Raw genomic sequence first — 17,792 nt, forward strand, 5'->3', positions numbered from 1 at the left:
AATTTCCTTCGGTACCCACCGTAGAGACCTGGGCGGCCCGGTGAGCCAGACTTGGCGCCACGAGCTCTTGGGCCGATCGGCGGTACGGCGCGATCGGACGGTGGGTCAGACCCACGACACGGACACCGACGAGGCGCTGGAGAGGTGGTCGCCGGCCGGGAGAGCCCCGGAGATGGCCAGCACCGCCGCCACGGCCACGAGCAAGAGGCTCGCCGCGATGAGCAGCAGACCACGCACCGGCACACCGCAGTAGCCGCGCTTCCGCCTGTCCGATCCGGAGACGGCGGGAATTCGCCGCGCCAACAATCCGAATTGTTCCGCCGTGGTGAGCAACCTGGGAATTGTCTGGAATTCGACAAGGTCGCGCTGACAACGGGTACAACCGGACAGATGGTCGTTAAATGCGAGCTCGGCGCCCTCGTCGAGGACGCCGAGCAGGTACGCGGCGACGTCCGAATGCGACGACATCATCCGCCCCTTCGGGGGTCAGCTGCGCTCGCGCAGCGCACCGCGGAGAATCTGCATGGCCTTGTACAGGCGGGACTTCACGGTGCCTTCCGGAATCCCCAGCTCGGCGGCGGCCTCTTTGATCGTCCGGCCGCGGACGTAGGTCTCGTAGATCGCGGCGCGGTGCTCCTCGCCGAGGCTGCCGATCACCTGGGTGATCACCATGAGTGAGAGGGCCTGGTCGGTCTCGTCGGGGGCTTCCATGCTGTCCGGCGAGGTCAGCTCCACCTCTTGGGGCCGGGCCTGCCGCGTGCGCCACCCGTCGATCACGATCCGGCGGGCCACCGTGAGTAGCCATCCGCGCAGCATGCGCGGGTCGCGGACGAGGTTCTCCGAGTTCTGCCAGGCTCTGATGAGCGTCTCCTGCACGACGTCCTCGGTCCATTGCCGATCATGGCCGGTGAGACCGAGCACGTGGGCGAACAACGCGCCCTTGAACTGTCCGTAGAGCTCGGTGACCAGCTCCTCGGCGTGCCTCTTGGAGGTGAAGCCCGTGACGTGCCGACGTTGATCCGCCAAGGCTCCGCCCATCGCATTCATGGAGAAACCAACCTCCCGGAGTCCAAGCGGCGGATGGGGCGCCCAGTGTCGTTTCGACGGCCGGAAGCGCACCTGCGATCTAATTGATACAACAGGATCGTACGGCACGCTAGATGACAATCCAAATCTCTGATAAAAACTTCGGTACACGTATCTTTCGGAAAGCCACCGACAGACTTCTAGGGGTCTCAGGCCAACTTGGAAGGAGGTTACGCAAGTAAACTGTGATACAGATCACAGTAAGGATAGGCTACTTGATCGAACCACTCCGACGCCGGTTCGTAGTACTTATCGGGCCGCACACTAAAACGATCTAGACCTTGTCGGGGGAAATGTTATGAACGCTCACATCGTGCAAACGGTTGTAGCGGCCACCTCGTACGACGCCGGCGTGCGCGCGGTGTCGGCGTTGTCGGCGCGCATGGCCTACGTCGCGATGTGCCTGACCCTGTGCTGGGGCGTGCTCACGGCCACCGGCTGGGTGCACCGGTTGACGGGTAGACAGGCGCTGCGCGGCGGGCACATCGTGCTGGCCACGTTCACCCTGGCGACCGGTCTGACGCACGGGTTGGCGTTCCTGCTGCTCGACTCGGGCGGCCTCGGTTTCCTCCAGGTCGTCCTGCCGTTCGTCGACGGCGGACTCGCCCGGCACGCGCTGGGCATCGTCGGGCTGGAGCTGATGATCGCCGTCGCGATCACCGCGGGCCTGCACCGGGTGCTGGAGACCTCGCAGTGGGTCAACTTCCACCGCTTCTCCTACGTGGGCGTGTGGCTCGTGGCCATGCACTCCTGGCTCGGCGCCGCCGCGAACGGCTCGGTGTCCACGCTCTGGCTGGGCGGCATCACGCTGCTCGCGCCCGCGATCACGTTGACGGTGCTGCGTTTCCTGCCGCCCGAGCACCTCGCGCGCATCGGCCTGGTGGACACCCCGCACGTGGAGGTCGACAACTCCCCCGCGCCCGAGGAGCCCGCCCCGAAGCCCGGCGACCCGCTGTCGGCGACCGTGCGCACCGAGGTGAAGGACAAGATCGCCGTCAGCGTCGACCACCAGCGGTGCCACCACTACGGCATCTGCGGCTCGCAGGCGCCGAAGGTGTTCCGGCTGCTGGAGGACGGGCGGCTGCGCTACGCCAAGAACCCCGAGGCCTCCCAGACCCCGCTGGTCGAGGCCGCGGCGCACGCCTGCCCCATGCGCGCCATCAAGGTGAACCGCGTCAAGGACTGAGCGACCGCAAGGGAATTGCGCGTTCGCCGTCGCTTTCTTGCGTCCTATCCGGACTCGAACCGGGTGCGCGCGAACGACCATTGTTTCGCACGCGACCCGGCCCGTTTTCCTTCCACCGGTTCTGGGAGCGTTCCCGGTATGCCCTGACGCGTCAGGGTTTGGCGAGCAATGCCGTGTCGCGCACCGGGGAACCGCCACCGACCGGCGTGAGGGGCAGCAGGGTGCGACCCGTCGGACCCACCTCGATGTCCGTTCCCATCGCCGGGCAGACACCGCAGTCGAAGCACGGGGTCCAGCGGCAGTCGTCCTGCTCGCGCTCGTCCAGCGCGTCGCGCCAGTCCGCCCAGAGCCATTCCTTGTCCAGGCCCGAGTCCAGGTGGTCCCACGGCAGGACCTCCAGCTCCTCGCGCTCGCGCGTGGTGAACCACGCCAGGTCGACTCCGAGCTCCGGCAGCTCGGCCTCGGCGGCGCCCACCCAGCGCTGGTAGGAGAAGTGCTCGGACCAGCCGTCGAAACGGCCGCCCTCGCGCCACACGCGCTCGATCACGCGGCCGATGCGGCGGTCGCCCCGCGACAGCAGTCCCTCGATCAGCGAGGGCTTGCCGTCGTGGTAGCGCATGCCGATGTTGCGGCCCAGGCTGCGGTCGGAGTTGATCGCGGAGCGCAGCTTGGCCAGCCTGCTGTCGACCGTGTCCGGGTCGCACTGCGACGCCCACTGGAACGGCGTGTGCGGCTTGGGCACGAACCCGCCGATGGAGATGGTGCAGCGGATGTCCTTGCGGCCGCTGACCTCGCGGCCCGCGCGGATCACGTTCTTCGCCATCTCGGCGATCTGCAGGACGTCCTCGTCGGTCTCGGTCGGCAGGCCGCACATGAAGTACAGCTTCACCTGCCGCCAGCCGTTCGCGAACGCCGTGCTGACCGTCCGGATGAGGTCCTCCTCGGACACCATCTTGTTGATCACCCGGCGCAGCCGCTCGCTGCCGCCCTCCGGCGCGAACGTCAGACCGGACCGGCGACCGCCGCGGGACAGCTCGTTGGCCAGGTCGACGTTGAACGCGTCGACGCGGGTGCTCGGCAGCGACAGGCCGGTGTTGGTGCCCTCGTAGCGGTCGGCGAGGCCCTTGGTGATCTCGGCGATCTCCGAGTGGTCCGCGCTCGACAGCGAGAGCAGGCCGACCTCCTCGAAACCGGTCGCCTCCAGGCCGCGCTGGACCATCGCGCCGATGCCCTCGATGGAGCGCTCGCGCACCGGGCGGGTGATCATGCCCGCCTGGCAGAACCGGCAGCCGCGGGTGCAGCCGCGGAAGATCTCCACGCTCATCCGCTCGTGCACGCTCTCGGCGAGCGGCACCAGCGGCTGCTTCGGGTACGGCCACGCGTCGAGGTCCATCGTGGTCCGCTTGAACACCCGGTACGGCACGCGCTCGCGGTTGGGCACCACGCGCTGGATGCGGCCGTCGGGGAGGTACTCGACGTCGTAGAAGCGCGGCACGTACACGCCGCCGGTCTCGGCGAGGCGGGTCAGCACCTCGTCGCGGCCGCCGGGACAGCCCTCGGCCTTCCACGCGCGGACGATGTCGGTGATCTCCAGGACGGCTTCCTCGCCGTCGCCGAGCACGGCGCAGTCGACGAAGTCCGCGATGGGCTCCGGGTTGAACGCCGCGTGCCCGCCCGACACGACGATCGGGTGCTCGTCGGTGCGGTCCTCGGAGTGCAGCGGGATGCCCGCGAGGTCGAGCGCCGTCAGCATGTTCGTGTAGCCCAGCTCCGTCGCGAAGCTGATGCCCATCAGGTCGAACGCGCCGAGCGGGCGGTGCCCGTCGACGGTGAACTGCGGGACGCCGTGCTCGCGCATCAGGGCCTCGAGGTCCGGCCACACCGCGTAGGTGCGCTCGGCGAGCACGTCCGGCAGCTCGTTGAGGATCTCGTACAGGATCATGACGCCCTGGTTGGGCACCCCGACCTCGTAGGCGTCCGGGTACATGAGCGCCCAGCGGACGGTAGCGCTCTCCCAGTCCTTGACGGTCGCGTTCAGCTCGCCCCCCACGTACTGCACGGGCTTCGAGACCCTGGGCAGGAGGGGTTCCAACATGGGGAAGACCGACTCGACCGTCACGGTGGTCCAGGGTAACGGCATCACTCCGGACGGACTAACCGGAGAGTGGCCCGGTAGGCGTCCGACCAGGTCCGGGACTCATTTGAGCAGCAGCGTTCCCAACCTCCTCGCCGCGATCACGAGCCCGACCGCGGCCATGACGGCGAAGTAGACGAGGTCGCCGAGCATGCTCCAGCTCGGGACGCCCGTCGTGAGACCGCGCAGCAGCTCGACGGCGTGGTAGAGCGGCGTCCACGTCACGACGGTCCGCACCGCGCTCGGGTAGACCGACAGCGGGTAGAACGTGGTGGAGAACAGGAACAGCGGCAGCACCACGAGCTGGACCAGGTCGAAGTCCTGCCAGGAGCGCATGAACGTGGTCGCGGCCATGCCGACCGCGGCGAACGCGAACGCGACGACCAGGCAGGCGGGCAGGGCGAGCAGCGCCCACGCCGAGGTCACCAGGCCCATCCCGAGCATGACCGACAGGAACGCCGCCGAGTACATGCCGCCGCGCAGCAGCGCCCAGGAGATCTCGCCGACCGCGATGTCCAGCGGGCCGAGCGGGGTGGCCAGCATGGCGTCGTAGAGCTTGGCGTACTTGAACTTGAAGAAGATGTTGTAGGTCGCGTCGAACACCGCGCCGTTCATCGCCGACGCCGCGAGCAGCGCGGGCGCGACGAACACCGGGTAGCTGAGCAGGTGCCCGCCGGGACCCTCGACCTCCGTGACCAGCCTGCCGAAGCCGTAGCCCAGCGACAGCAGGAAGAACAGCGGCTCGAAGAACCCGGACACGAACGACAGCCACGCCCGCCGGTACACGAGGAACGAGCGCTCCACGAGCACCCGCGCCCGCCCCGCGTACAGGCCCGGCGGCACGATCCGCAGGAACAGCCCCGAACCGGGACGGACCTCCGCGCTCTCCTGGTCGATCGTCCGCGTCACGTCTACACCGCCAGCCTGCGTCGGAAGTACTTGCGCCCCAGCACGATCCCGACCGCGGCCATCACCAGCAGGTATCCGAGGTGCGCGAGGGCCGGGAGGAGCTGGAGGGTGCCGAACGCGGCGCCGCGGGCGAGTTCGACGCCGTGCCACATCGGGGTGATCCAGGCGACCGGCCGCAGCCACCCCGGCAGCTGCGTGATCGGGAAGAACGCGCCGGTGAACAGGGTCATCGGGATGACCACGAACCGGAACAACCCGGTGAAGCCCTCCGCGGTCTCCCTGGTCGCGCTGAACGCGACCACGGGCGCCGCGAACGCCAGGCCCGCCAGCACCGCGAACGGCAGCGCCAGCAGCACACCGGGCCCGCTGACCGCGCCGAGCAGGGCCGCGACGGCCAGGAACACCACGGCGCTGCTGACCAGCCGCAACCCGATCCAGGTCAGCTGGCCGTAGAAGATCTGCGCCGGGGTGATCGGCGTGACGACCGCGCCCCAGTACGACTTCTGCCAGATGAACGAGGACAGGATCGCGTACGTCGACTCCCACGTCGCGTTCTGCACCGCCGTCACGACCACCAGCGCGGGCGCCAGGTAGACGAGGTAGGAGTGGCCACCGGTGGCCTCGCCCGGCTGCACCTGCGAACCGAAGCCGACGCCCATGGCCAGCAGGAACAGCACCGGCTGGAGGAAGCTGGAGATGGCCGTGGACCGCCAGTTGCGGCGGTACCAGGTCCAGTGCTTCTCGACGCCGAGCAGGACGGCGCGCACCGGGCCGACGACGACGCCGGTCGACCGGCTGGGGATCGTGTCCATCAGTCCACCAACGTGCGGCCGGTGAGGTGGAGGAAGACGTCCTCCAGCGTGCTGCGGCGCACCAGGCTCGACAGCGGGCGCACGTCGCGCGCCTGCGCCGCGGCCAGCGCGCCCTCGCCGTCCTTGGTGTAGAGCAGCAGCCGGTCCGGCAGCACCTCCACCCGTTCGGCGAGGTCGACCACCGACGGCACCACCGCGTCCTGCGTGCCGGGCGTGAACCGCAGCTCCAGCACCTCGCGGGTCGAGTACCGGTTGATCAGCTCGCTCGGCGAGCCCTCCGCGGCGATCCGGCCGCCGTCCATGACGACCAGCCGGTCGCACAGCTGCTCGGCCTCGTCCATGTAGTGCGTGGTGATGATCAGCGTGACGCCGGACTGCTTGAGCCGGAACAGCCGCTCCCACAGCAGGTGCCTGGCCTGCGGGTCGAGCCCCGTCGTCGGTTCGTCGAGCAGCAGCAGGTCCGGGTCGTTGATCAGCGAGCGGGCGATCGTCAGCCTGCGCTTCATGCCGCCCGAGAGCGGCTCCACCTCGTGGTCCGCCCGGTCGGTGAGCTGCGCGAACTCCAGCAGCTCCGCCGCCTTCTCGCGCACCGTCGACCGGGACAGGCCGAAGTACCGGCCGTAGGTGTGCAGGTTCTGCCGCACCGTCAGCTCGGTGTCGAGGTTGTCCGTCTGCGGCACCACCCCCAACCGCGCCCGGATCCGCGGGCCGTCGGTGTCCGGGTCCAGCCCCAGCACGCTCAGCTCGCCACCGGTGCGCGGCGACGTGCAGGAGATCATCCGCATCGTCGACGACTTGCCCGCGCCGTTGGGCCCCAGGAACCCGAACGCCTCGCCTCTGCGCACCTCGACGTCGATCCCCCGAACGGCCTCGAAGTCGCCGAAGTGCTTGGTCAGGGCGCCTGCCCTGACGAGGACGGGTTCGGGTGTGGTCACGGGTGCGACATTAACCGGGTGCACCGACAAATCCGGTGCCGTTTTAGCCTGCACCCCATGGAGATCGAGCTGGGCTGGCCGGAGGACGCCGACGAACGGCTGCGGCACGAGGTGCACGACGTGCTGCACGCCGTGGTCGCCGCCGGTGGCGCGATCGGCTGGCAGCGCCCACCCGGCAGGCCCGACACCGACGCCTGGCTGGACCGCCTGCTGCCGCGCGTCCGCAAGGGCGACGCCGCCCTCGTGGTCGCCCGCGTCGACGGCGTCGTCCGCGCCACCGCCACGTGGCAGCGCGACCCGGCCCAGGTGTTCGAGAACTGCGCCGAGCTCGGCAAGGTCACCACCCACCCCTCCACCCGCGGCCTCGGCCTCGGCCGCGTGGTGGTCGCCGCCGCCGTCGACCACGCGAGGACCGCCGGCCTGGAGGTCGTGTACCTCGGGGTGCGCGGCAACAACCTCGGGGCGATCGAGCTGTACGAGTCGCTGGGCTTCCGCGAGTGGGGCAGGCTGCCGAACTCCATCGCCGTGGGCGACACCCGCTTCGACTCGGTGCGCATGCACCTCCCCCTCGGCTACGCCCCGCACGTCGTCCTGCACGGCTCGACCCCCGGCGGTCTGGGGTCGTCGCCCAGCAGGCGCACGCCGTGAGGGGTTAGCGATACCGGCCCGGCAGCACAACGGCCCGGACCGCAGCGCGATCCGGGACGGGACGAGGTTGAACTGGATCTCGAGGCCGAAGTCGCCGTGGATGGCGCGGGTGCCCTCGACGACCATCACGACGAGCGGGCCGCCGGTGATGAACTCGACGAGGTCGCCGAAGAACGGCTTAGTCGAGTGTGCGCATGGCCGCAATCGAGCACCAGACTATTTGCCCAGTTCAGAGTGACTATCCCCTGATCCCGGGAGAGCAGCCGCAGGAGGTGCTGATGGTGGCATGGCCAAGACATCGGACACACAGTCATCAACGCCTAGATAGCCCGCGACCGCGAGAAGGTCACGTAGCACCGGTTCGATCACGGCCTGCGGCTTGACGTTCGGCCGTACTGACCGCAGCCTCTCGGCCCCATACCCCTCAGGCGGGCATGGGGTCCATCGGTTGGCCGCTCGGAACTCAGGCTCACGACCAGGAAAAACAATCTTCGACCAGGGTACTTGCCCGCCTTGGTCGCTGACGTGTGGAGCAAGCCCGACACGCCAATCGAGGCGGCGGCGACTACCTGCCCAACGCTTCTTGCAGAGTGCTCGAAATGCATCCTGTCGGGCAACGTCCAGCACGCGATGGAGCACCGTCATCACCTCGGCGAGCGGCAGTTCCGCAGCGCCGTCGACAACCGGCATGTCCAGTCCCCACCGGAGATCGACCAATCCGGAACGATGAACGTCCAGGATGTGCATCGCGAGCGATGGCGTATCGAGGGCAGGCACCAGGAAGCGGGCGAGGTCACCATCGAAGTAGTCCAGTTCGAACGGCTCCGGCAGAACAAGACTGGCGAGTCTCTTCGCCCAGGAACCGAAGTCTCCCCGCTGCAGTTGCTTCGGCGCCCTTGTCGGCGCAACCGCCACGAAGAGCCAGAACCGCCCCTGAGTGGTGTGGTGCACCGGCTTCGCCGCCTGGATCGCGGAGTGATCTCCACCAGACACGCGTTTCACCCAGGCCAACCCGCGAGGTATGAGCCGGACCGCAGGAGCAACCTGCTTGACTACCGCCGCCTCAAAACCAGATAGCACGACGACCTCAACGCTGTAGGACGGTTGCTCGGCTACACGAGCCTCTGACCAACTCTACGCATAGACCATCCGCACCAACTGACGACATTCCGGCCCGACCCCAGCAAGGAGCCGGGCCGTTGTCGTCCGCAGCTCAGAGAGCCGGGAACCAGAGCTTGATCTCGCGTTCGGCGGACTCGGGGGAGTCGGAGCCGTGGACGAGGTTGAACTGGACCTCGAGGCCGAAGTCGCCGCGGATGGTGCCGGGCGTGGCCTTCTCGACGGGGTCGGTGCCGCCTGCGAGCTGGCGGAAGGCGGGGATGGCGCGGGTGCCCTCGACGACCATCGCGACGAGCGGGCCGCCGGTGATGAACTCGACGAGGTCGCCGAAGAACGGCTTGCCGTCGTGCTCGGCGTAGTGCTGCTCGGCGGTGGCGCGGTCGACGGTGCGCAGCTCGAGTGCGGCCAGGGTCAGGCCCTTGCGCTCGATGCGGGCGATCACCTCGCCGACCAGACCACGGCTGACGCCATCGGGCTTGACCAGGACCAGGGTGCGCTCAGACACGGCCGTCTGTACTCCTTCGTACGGGGAATGGCGGAACCCGTGACACGGGCGGCCACGCACAGGGTAGCGACCGACCGCGGGGCGCCCCGATGGGATAGTGCTCGCCGTGACGGAGACGACCGAGCCCGCCAAGAGCCACGCGGGCTCGATGCTGACCAGTGCCGCCGTGCTGTTCGTGCTGCTGCGGCTGCTGGCGGTGGCGCACTACGACTGGCACACGGCGTTCGCGCTGCTGCACACGCTGGACCTGGACGACGCGCCCGGCCTGTTCCTCGGCACGTTCATGGCGGACCGGCGGATCAGCAGCGTGCTGCTGATCGTGGCGCTGCCGTTCACCGTCGCGTACCTGCAGGCGACCCGCGTCGACCGGACGCGGATGCGGTTCGGCGGGACGTTGCTGCTGGTCGTGCTGGTGGCGATGCTGATCTCGCACATCAAGACCTACCACCTCTGGTGGGTCCCGGCGGGCGCGGCCGCGCTGGCCGCCGTGCTGGTGGTGCTGGAGCGCGCCCACCGGCACCCGCGGCTGCGCGACCCGATCGCGTTCGTGCTGCACCGGTCCGGCGCCTCGACGGTGATCGCGGCGCTGGTCGTCGCCGCCGTGGTCGCGACGCCGTGGGTGCCGCTGGAACGGGTGGAGACGACCAGCGGCACCCACGAGTACTACGTGGTGGACACGCCGCCCGGCTTCCTCAAGGTGCTGGAGGCCAAGAGCCGCAAGTTCGTGATCCTGCGGGACGACGACGTCCGCTCGCGCGAGGAGCTGACCGACCACTAGTGCACGACCACCGGTCGGGGCGCTTCCGCCGTGGCCGGGATGGGTCGGATCACCGTGACGGCCACGACGACGGCGAGCGCGACCAGTGCCGCGCTGATGCCGAACGCCAGGTGGAAGCCGCTGGTCAGGGCTTCGGGAGTCGGCACGCCCTCGGCGAGCAGCGCCGTCGTGCGGGACGTGGACGTGGTGGCCAGGACAGCCAGCCCGAGCGCGCCGCCGACCTGCGCGGTCGTGTTGACCAGTCCGGACGCCAGGCCCGCGTCGTCCGGTGTCGCGCCGGACATGGCCAGCGTCATCAGCGCGGGGAACGACATGCCGAACCCGATCCCCAGCGGCAGCATCACCGGCAGCAGGTGCTCGACGTAGTGGCCGTCCACGGGCGCGCGCACGAACACCAGCAGCCCCACGAGGATCAGCCCCATGCCGACCAGCAGCACCCGCGGTTCGCCGAACCGGGCGTTGAGCCGGGCGGAGAAACCGACCGAGAGCGCGCCGATCGACACCGCGATCGGCAGGAACGCGAGCCCGATCTGCAGGGCGTCGTAGCCCAGCACCAGCTGCATGTAGAGGGTGCCGAGGAAGAACATGCCGAACATCCCGGCCACCAGCAGGATCTGCGCGCCGTTCGCCCCGGCGACGTTGCGCGACCGGAACACCCGCAGCGGCAGCAGCGGGTTCACCGCCTTCGCCTGCCGCACCACGAACCCGACCAGCAGCGCCACGGCCACGGCGCCCAGCACGAGGGTGTGCGCCGAGCCCCAGCCGTGCGTCTCGGCCTTGACGATCGTGTAGACGCCGAGCATGACCGACGCCGTGATCAGCACCGCGCCGACGACGTCCGCGCCCCCGCCGAGCCCGATGCCCGGCTTGGCCGGGATGAGCCGGGTGGCCAGCAGCACCGCGGCGACGCCGATCGGGATGTTCACGAAGAAGATCCAGTGCCAGGTCAGCACCTGGGTGAGCACCCCGCCCAGGAGCAGCCCGATCGAGGCGCCCGCGGCGGCGACGAAACTGAACACGCCGATCGCCTTGGCCTGCTCCCCCGGCTCCGGGAACATCCGCACGATCATGCCCAGCGTCACGGCCGTCGACAGCGCGCCGCCGACGCCCTGCACGAAGCGCGCCCCGATGAGCAGCTCCGGTGCCGTCGCGAGACCGCAGAGCAGTGACGCGACGGTGAACACGACCAGCCCCAGCACGAACACGCGCTTGTGGCCGATCAGGTCGCCGAGGCGACCGGCGAGCAGCAGCAGGCCGCCGAACGCGATCAGGTAGGCGTTCACGATCCACGCGAGCCCGGCCTGGCTGAAGCCGAGGTCGGTCTGGATCGCGGGCAGCGCCACGTTCACGATCGTCTGGTCCAGGACGATCATCAGCATCCCGGCGCACAGCACCACGAGGGCGAGCCATCTCGGGTCCGCGGGCCGTCGGGTGGTGTCAGTCATCGGTCCCCCTGGTTGGTCCATCACCAGAAGTGACCGTAGCAGATAGTTCCGAACGGGACGATCTATTTCTTAACCACCGACCGCACCGCCCGCCGCCGCGGCGGGCTGTCGCACGGCACCTTCTCCGCCAACCGCCCGGCGAGCAGCCCGGACAGCCCGTCCACCAGGGCCTCGCTCTGCTCGTCCGGCAACGTCCCCAGCACGTCCTCGTACAGCTCCTGCACGACCTGGTGCGCCTTCCCGACGATCTCGCGCCCCTCGTCGGTCACCACGATGATCCGCGCCCGCCGGTCGGTGCTCGACAGCCGCCGCTCGGCCAGCCCCGCCTTCTCCAGCGCGTCCATCGTCACGACCATCGTGGTCTTGTCGAGGTTCGACAGCTCCGCCAGCTCGCTCTGCGTCCGCTCCCCCGCCGCCGCGTTGGTCAGCACGCAGTGCGCCCGCGGCGAGACCCCGATCGCCGCCAGCCGGGCGGCCATCTCGGTCTCCAGCGCGTGGCTGGTGAGCTGCAGCAGCATCAGGAGGTCGACGTTTCGCGGGGTCATGGCTCCAGGGTACCGGGATCGTCTACAGCAGGATTGTTTTCTTGCGGAACGTTCTGATGACACCGTTCTCAGCGCACCAGCACCACCACCGAACGACCCGGCACGGTCGCGGTGCCGCCGCTGATCGTGGTGGCGTGCGCGTCGGTGCTCAGCGGGTGCGGGGACCAGTCGGCGCCGGGCAGGCCGATGGCCTTGCCCTGGGGGTACGGGTTGATGATGACGAGGACGCCGCGGCGGTTCGGGTCGACGTCCGGGCCGGCGGTGTCGTCCAGGTGCGCGACGACGATGCCGGACTCGGCCGCCGGGTAGGACAGCTTGGTCTGCACGAGAGCGGCGTCGTTCAGCGTGAACAGGGGCGAGGACCTGCGGATGCGCAGCAGCTCGAGGGCGCCGTCCAACGCCTTGCGCTGGTCGGCCGACGTGGGCCTGAGCGACGGCGACGCCAGCAGCGGCCGGGAGTACTGCCACTTGTCCTGGTTGTCCGGGGCGGGCGGCAGACCGGCGCCGAAGCCGGTGGAGCGCAGGGACGGGTCGTAGCGGTTGAACCAGTCGCCGGAGTCGAAGCTGTTGCGGTCCAACGACTTCGAGCGCAGGAACTCGCTGCCCGCGAGCATGAACGGCTGGCCCTGGCCGAGCAGGACGGGAGCCTGGGCGAGGGTCTGCATGCGGACGCGGTCGGCCATCGACGTGGTCGGCGGCAGCTTGAACGCCAGCGCGTCGTACAGGGTCTCGTTGTCGTGGGCGTCGGTGTAGGTGATCACCTCGGACGGCGAGCCCGTGTACCCGGCGGGCGACCCGTTGTAGGGCACCTGGCGGCCGGTGACGTCCGGGCCCGCGGTGGAGCGGAACCGGAAGTCGGCCATGTTGCCCGCCATCCCGAGCTTGACCAGGTCGGTGTAGTTGGCCAGCCGGGAGGGCACGTCGCCGTTGTTGGGCGAGGAGTTCAGGTCGCCCGCGAGGCCGGAGCCGATGCCCTGCACGCCGGGGTCGGCGTCGAACGGGCCGCCGCCGCGGACGGCGTCGCGCAGGCGGTCGCTGAACGTGCCGACGCCGGTGCCCGCCATGTTCGCCTGGGTGGCCTGCACGAACCGCGCGTTGCCCGCGACCTCGCCGAAGTCCCAGCCCTCGCCGTAGATCCGGATCTTCCTGCCGTCCACGCCGTCGCGGGCGACGGTGAGCTCGTCCAGGGCCGCGCGCACGGCCAGGATGTTCGCCTTCGGGTGGTGGCCCATGAGGTCGAAGCGGAAGCCGTCGACCTTGTACAGCCTGGCCCAGCGGACGACGGAGTCGACGACGAGCTTGCCCATCATCGCGTTCTCGGTGGCCGTGTTGGCGCAGCACGTGGAGTTCGCGATGGTGCCGTCGAGGTCGAGCCGCTGGTAGTAGCCGGGTACGACCTTGTCCAGCACGGACGTCGGCGCGTCGCCCGCGGCCGCGGTGTGGTTGTAGACCACGTCGACCACGACCCGGTTGCCGTTGTCGTGCAACGACTTCACCATCTCGCGGTACTGCCTGGTCCGCGCCCAGCCGTTCTGCGCGTCCGCGGTGGCGTAGGAGCCCTCGGGCACGTCGTAGTGGAACGGGTCGTAGCCCCAGTTGAAGCCGTCGCGGGCGGCGGTCGCAGCCACGCACTCCTGCTGCGCGGGCGAGTCGGGCGGCAGCGACGCCAGATCGCACTGCGGAACCTGCTGGTCGGCGCGCTTCTCGGGGATGGTGGCGATGTCGAACGTCGGCAGCAGGTGCACGGTGTCCATGCCCGCCCGCGCCAACGCCTTCAGGTGCGTCATGCCGGTCGAGTCGGGGTGGGTGAACGCCTTGTACGTGCCGCGTTCGGCCGCGGGCACGGACTGGTCGCCGATGGAGAAGTCGCGCACGTGCAGCTCGGTGATGCCGTGCTCGGTGGGGTCGCCGTCCAGGCCGCGCGCCACGTCCTCGCGCCAGCCGCCGGGCATCGTGCGGGTGTCGGCCAGGTCGGCGAACTGCGAGTGCGTCGAGTCCACCGACAGCGCGAGCGAGTACGGGTCGGTCACCACGACCGTGCGCCGGGCGTCGGTGACCTCGAACTGGTAGTACTGGTCCTTCCAGTCGCCCGAGAGCGACCACGAGCCCGACGCGTCGTCGCGGCGCAGGTCCAGGACGCGGGTCGGGTTCCCCGACGGGGTGCCGAACAGCCGCAGCCGCACCGACTTCGCGGTCGGAGCCCACAGCCGGACGGTGGCGCGACCGCCCGAGAACGTCGGCCCGTAGGTGAGCTTCGCCGCCGCCGCGGCGTACCGGTCGTCCAGCACACCGGCGATCTGCACACCCGTCCGGTCGCGGATGGCACCACCGGAGTCCAGGTGCACGGCGGAGAGCTGCTCGCGCACCGCGCTGTCCACATCGGACGCCAGCACCCGGTACACCGGTTTCCCGGCCAGGTGCGGGAACTTCGCGGGCACCGGCGTCGGGTCGGGCACCATCCGGAACTGGCGGTCGCCGTAACGCAGCTGGTAGCCGTCGGTCGCGACCGCGGGCACGTCCCAGACCACGAGGTCCTTGCTGATCCAGATGGCCTTCGACTTGGTCAGGTCGTCGTCCGCCGCGGGTGCGGTCGACGGCGGCAGCACGTAGGACGCGGAGCCGTCCGCCTTGGTCGAGCCGGAGACGAACCAGACCTCGTTGCCGGTGCCCGCCACGTCCAGGAACTGGTCCGCGCCGGGGTCCTTGGTGTCACCGCGGTGGATGATGTTGCTGAGACCGGGCGCGCCGGGCGCCAGCGGGACCGACCAGTAGACGCCGAAGCCGTCGGACCCGTCCGGCACGCGCGACTGGTTCCAGCCCGGACTCGGCTCCTGCGAGCCGGTCCAGTGGTAGAGCGTCCAGTCCGCGTAGGTGCCGTCGGGCCGGTGGTAGTGGATCACCGCCCGGTTCTGCGACGCCGCGAGCGAGGTGTACACCTTGCCGCCGTCGACCCACACCGACCCCGCGGCGCGCCCGGTGACCTCGGTGGTCCCGCCGCGCACCAGGGAGAACTCGACCGGCGCGGTCGCCGGGACCCGCGCGACGCCGTCGGTGAACGGGGTGTCGACACCGCCGGCCCGCGCCACGAGCCCGGTGGTGTCACCGGCGTAGTGCACGACGGCCTGCCCGGTCGCCGCGACCTCGGACCCGAACACGGTCGCCTTGCCCTGGCCGAGCCAGACCTGCGGCGTCACCGAGGGGTCGACGAACCGGTCGCCGTCGGTGTCCTTCTCGTCGCCGCGATGGGCGATGAACCCGACCGACCGCGCGCCGGGCTTCAGCTTGACCCACGCGAACCGGCCGTACCCGGTCTCGCCCGCGAACGGCAGCGGCGCGCCCCAGGTCGGCGCGTCCACGACGTCGCCCCACACGTGCAGGCCCCAGCCGTCGTAGTCGCCCGCGGGCCGGTTGTAGTGCACGACCAGCCAGTCCGGGCTCCCGGCGCCACCGGGCTGCTCCACCGGCGGCGCCGCGACCAGTGTGAGCGTCGCGCCGTCCGCGCCCAGCCGCCCCTTGGCGTCCTTCGCGACGACGCGGACCTCCACCTTCTTGCCCACGGCCGCGCCGGGCAGCTTCGCCACGTCGGCGAACACCCGGTACGGCGCGGCGTCGTCGGTGCCGAGCGGCGTCCACTCCCGCGCGCCCTCGACCTTCGCCGCGAAGCTGGCCTGCGCGAACGGCGACGTGATGCCGTCGGCCCGCAGCTCGACGCGCTGGTCCAGCCTGGTGCCCGCGGGCGGGACGACCAGCGTGGGCGCCGGGGTGGCCGCCGTCAGCCTGCCGGTCGCCTCCAGCACCACGGCGGACAGCGGCGGCACGGTCACCCGCACCTTGCCGTCCACGCGGGTCGGGCCCGGACCCGCGGCGGGCCACACCGTGCGGAAAGCGGTTGCCGCCACCGGCACGTCGACGGTCGTCGCGGCCGTGCCCGCGTTCGCGACCACCACGTGCTCGGTCTGCTCCGCGGCGCCGATCCGGCTGAACGCGACCACGTCGCCCTCGGCGTAGCGCAGCACCTGGTTGCCGTCGCGCCACACCGGGTCGGCGTCCACGAACCCGGCGAGCGACGCGAGCTGCCTGTACAGCGGCGAGTCGGTGCGGAAGTTGTCCTGCGCGCCGGTGCGGTCGCTCCCGATCAGGTCCTCGGCCGCGTACTCGGGCGTCCTGCTGGCGAACATGTCCTGGCGGGCGAGCTTGTCGCCGCCACCGCCCGCGAAGCCCTGCTCGTCGCCGTAGTAGACGACCGGGTTGCCGCGCCACAGGTACATCAGCGCGTTGCCGAGCTCGAGCCGGTCGAGCAGCTCTGCCTCGCCGATGCCGGGCCGCTGCTGGCGGAGCATCCAGCCGACCCGGCCCATGTCGTGGTTGCCCAGGAACGTCGGCAGCGAGGACGCGTTGGAGTCGGCGTCGGTGTACCGGTCGTCGGCCAGCAGCACGTCGGCGAGGCCCGAGGCCCCTTGCCCCGCCAAGAAGTTCACCGCGCCGCTCTGGAACGGGAAGTCGAGGCTCGCCTGCATCCGCCCGGTCGTGGTGTAGGACGAGGTCAGCGCGGGGTCGGAGCTGAAGACCTCGCCGAAGACGAAGAAGTCCTCCTTGCCCCGCTTGGCCGCGTACGCCTTCACGTGCGGCGCGAGCGCCTGCCAGAACTCCATGTTGACGTGCTTGACCGTGTCGACCCGGTAGCCGTCGATGTCGAGGGTGTCGACCCAGCTGGTGAAGATCTTCTCCATGCCCGCGACGACCTTCGGGTTCTCCGTCATCAGGTCGTCGAGGCCGTTGAAGTCGCCGTACTCGGCGGACTCGCCGCTGAACGTCGAGTCGCCGCGGTTGTGGTAGAGCGTGGTGTCGTTGAGCCAGTCCGGCGACTTGCGCACACCGGGCTTCGCCACCGGCGTGTACGGGAACGACCTCGCGGCGTCCAGCTTCGGGAAGTCCGCCCGGCCCGCGACCGCGGCAATGTCGACCGGCTTGCCGGAGGCGTCCAGGTACGGCACGGCGCCGGTACTCAGGTAGTCGTGCCTGCCCTCGGCGTAGTCGATGACGTCGGCGGTGTGGTTCGCGACGATGTCGAAGAACACCTTGATGCCGCGGCGGTGCGCGTCGGAGATGAGCCGCCGCATCTCCTGCGTGGTCCCGAAGTGCGGGTCCAGGCTGGTGAAGTCGGTGGTCCAGTAGCCGTGGTAGCCGGCGGAGGCGTCCGCGCCGGTGCCCTGCACCCACTGGTTGCGGAACACCGGCGTCATCCAGATCGCGGTGATCCCCATGCCGTCCAGGTAGTCCAGCTTGTCGCGCAGCCCGGCCAGGTCACCACCGTGGTAGAAGCCCTTGTCGGCGGGGTCGAACCCCGACTTGAGCCGGTCGTCGGGCTGTCCGGCGCGGTCGTTGCGCGGGTCGCCGTTCGCGAACCGGTCGGGCATCACGAAGTAGAACCGCTCACCCGTCAGGTCTTCCCGCAAGGCGTTGCGCGCCAGCCGCTGGTCACCGCTGCGCACACCCGCCGCGACGTCCCCCACCGCACCCACGGCCAGCGCCGGGGCCTTCGGCGCGGCCGTCGAGACCAGCGGCACCAGGGGGATGATCAGCAACGACACCAGCGCGGCGAGTACCCGGCGCACGGCGACCTCCTTGTCGCAAAAGCTTGCGCAACCACCCGCACGACGTCCGGGCGAACGCACCAAACCACGACAACG

Annotated in this window: 14 protein-coding genes; 3 read left to right on the forward strand and 11 right to left on the reverse strand. The window is 70.1% G+C overall.

Annotated features, from left to right (window positions below; all coding sequences use genetic code 11):
* Positions 1-105: 105 nt before the first annotated feature.
* A complete protein-coding gene (locus tag CLV43_RS34685; RefSeq protein ID WP_146175012.1) occupies positions 106-468 on the reverse strand; it encodes a hypothetical protein in 363 nt (120 codons plus the stop codon).
* 18 nt (positions 469-486) lie between these two features.
* Positions 487-1,038 (reverse strand): sigma-70 family RNA polymerase sigma factor, encoded by a 552-nt coding sequence (locus CLV43_RS34690; protein WP_425445789.1) that lies wholly within the window; start codon positions 1,036-1,038, stop codon positions 487-489.
* A gap of 361 nt (positions 1,039-1,399) precedes the next feature.
* Between CLV43_RS34690 and CLV43_RS34695 the strand changes: the two genes are divergently transcribed.
* Entirely contained in the window at positions 1,400-2,272 is an 873-nt protein-coding gene (locus CLV43_RS34695; RefSeq protein WP_342749835.1) for a ferredoxin, read from the forward strand.
* Between the two features lie 151 nt (positions 2,273-2,423).
* Here the strand turns inward: CLV43_RS34695 and CLV43_RS34700 are convergent, their stop codons facing one another.
* From CLV43_RS34700 to CLV43_RS34715, 4 genes are all read right to left on the reverse strand, one after another.
* A complete protein-coding gene (locus tag CLV43_RS34700) occupies positions 2,424-4,391 on the reverse strand; it encodes a TIGR03960 family B12-binding radical SAM protein (protein ID WP_106192737.1) in 1,968 nt (655 codons plus the stop codon).
* Positions 4,392-4,469: 78 nt separating this feature from the next.
* On the reverse strand, positions 4,470-5,315 hold the full coding sequence (locus CLV43_RS34705; RefSeq protein ID WP_245887181.1) for an ABC transporter permease: 846 nt from the start codon (positions 5,313-5,315) through the stop codon (positions 4,470-4,472).
* Positions 5,316-5,317: 2 nt separating this feature from the next.
* Positions 5,318-6,127, reverse strand: coding sequence for an ABC transporter permease (locus tag CLV43_RS34710; protein WP_106192739.1), 810 nt, complete (start codon positions 6,125-6,127; stop codon positions 5,318-5,320).
* Positions 6,127-7,062: an ABC transporter ATP-binding protein gene (locus CLV43_RS34715; RefSeq protein WP_106192740.1), complete on the reverse strand. Its 936-nt coding sequence runs from the start codon at positions 7,060-7,062 to the stop codon at positions 6,127-6,129. Before CLV43_RS34715 ends, CLV43_RS34710 begins: the two co-directional genes overlap by 1 nt.
* Before the next feature lie 57 nt (positions 7,063-7,119).
* Between CLV43_RS34715 and CLV43_RS34720 the strand changes: the two genes are divergently transcribed.
* Positions 7,120-7,710, forward strand: coding sequence for a GNAT family N-acetyltransferase (locus tag CLV43_RS34720; protein WP_106192742.1), 591 nt, complete (start codon positions 7,120-7,122; stop codon positions 7,708-7,710).
* A gap of 216 nt (positions 7,711-7,926) precedes the next feature.
* On the opposite strand, the gene CLV43_RS47305 is transcribed toward CLV43_RS34720, so the two are convergent.
* Together CLV43_RS47305 and ndk are read right to left on the reverse strand one after the other, a co-directional pair.
* Positions 7,927-8,712 carry a hypothetical protein gene (locus CLV43_RS47305; protein WP_146175013.1) on the reverse strand — a complete coding sequence of 262 codons (786 nt, stop codon included), beginning with the start codon at positions 8,710-8,712 and terminating at the stop codon, positions 7,927-7,929.
* 211 nt (positions 8,713-8,923) lie between these two features.
* Positions 8,924-9,334 (reverse strand): nucleoside-diphosphate kinase, encoded by a 411-nt coding sequence (ndk, locus tag CLV43_RS34725; protein ID WP_106192743.1) that lies wholly within the window; start codon positions 9,332-9,334, stop codon positions 8,924-8,926.
* 106 nt (positions 9,335-9,440) lie between these two features.
* On the opposite strand from ndk, the gene CLV43_RS34730 reads away from it, so the two are divergent.
* Positions 9,441-10,112: a hypothetical protein gene (locus tag CLV43_RS34730; RefSeq protein ID WP_146175014.1), complete on the forward strand. Its 672-nt coding sequence runs from the start codon at positions 9,441-9,443 to the stop codon at positions 10,110-10,112.
* Here the strand turns inward: CLV43_RS34730 and CLV43_RS34735 are convergent.
* From CLV43_RS34735 to pulA, 3 genes are all read right to left on the reverse strand, one after another.
* Positions 10,109-11,557, reverse strand: a complete 1,449-nt coding sequence (locus CLV43_RS34735) for a DHA2 family efflux MFS transporter permease subunit (protein ID WP_106192747.1) — start codon at positions 11,555-11,557, stop codon at positions 10,109-10,111. The two genes, CLV43_RS34730 and CLV43_RS34735, sit on opposite strands and share 4 nt — an antisense overlap.
* A gap of 62 nt (positions 11,558-11,619) precedes the next feature.
* Entirely contained in the window at positions 11,620-12,102 is a 483-nt protein-coding gene (locus tag CLV43_RS34740; protein WP_106192748.1) for a MarR family winged helix-turn-helix transcriptional regulator, read from the reverse strand.
* 68 nt (positions 12,103-12,170) lie between these two features.
* Positions 12,171-17,717, reverse strand: a complete 5,547-nt coding sequence (gene pulA, locus CLV43_RS34745) for a pullulanase-type alpha-1,6-glucosidase (protein WP_106192750.1) — start codon at positions 17,715-17,717, stop codon at positions 12,171-12,173.
* Positions 17,718-17,792: the final 75 nt, after the last annotated feature.

Origin of the sequence: Umezawaea tangerina (genome assembly GCF_003002815.1) — a bacterium.
Taxonomy (GTDB): Bacteria; Actinomycetota; Actinomycetes; order Mycobacteriales; family Pseudonocardiaceae; genus Umezawaea; species Umezawaea tangerina.

Excerpts from the sequence above, each read along its gene's own strand:
- CLV43_RS34685 (WP_146175012.1), bottom strand. The coding sequence starts at position 468 with ATGTCGTCGCATTCGGACGTCGCCGCGTACCTGCTCGGCGTCCTCGAC.
- CLV43_RS34690 (WP_425445789.1), bottom strand. The coding sequence starts at position 1,038 with ATGGGCGGAGCCTTGGCGGATCAACGTCGGCACGTCACGGGCTTCACC.
- CLV43_RS34710 (WP_106192739.1), bottom strand. The coding sequence starts at position 6,127 with ATGGACACGATCCCCAGCCGGTCGACCGGCGTCGTCGTCGGCCCGGTG.
- CLV43_RS34720 (WP_106192742.1), top strand. The coding sequence starts at position 7,120 with ATGGAGATCGAGCTGGGCTGGCCGGAGGACGCCGACGAACGGCTGCGG.
- CLV43_RS34735 (WP_106192747.1), bottom strand. The coding sequence starts at position 11,557 with ATGACTGACACCACCCGACGGCCCGCGGACCCGAGATGGCTCGCCCTC.
- CLV43_RS34740 (WP_106192748.1), bottom strand. The coding sequence starts at position 12,102 with ATGACCCCGCGAAACGTCGACCTCCTGATGCTGCTGCAGCTCACCAGC.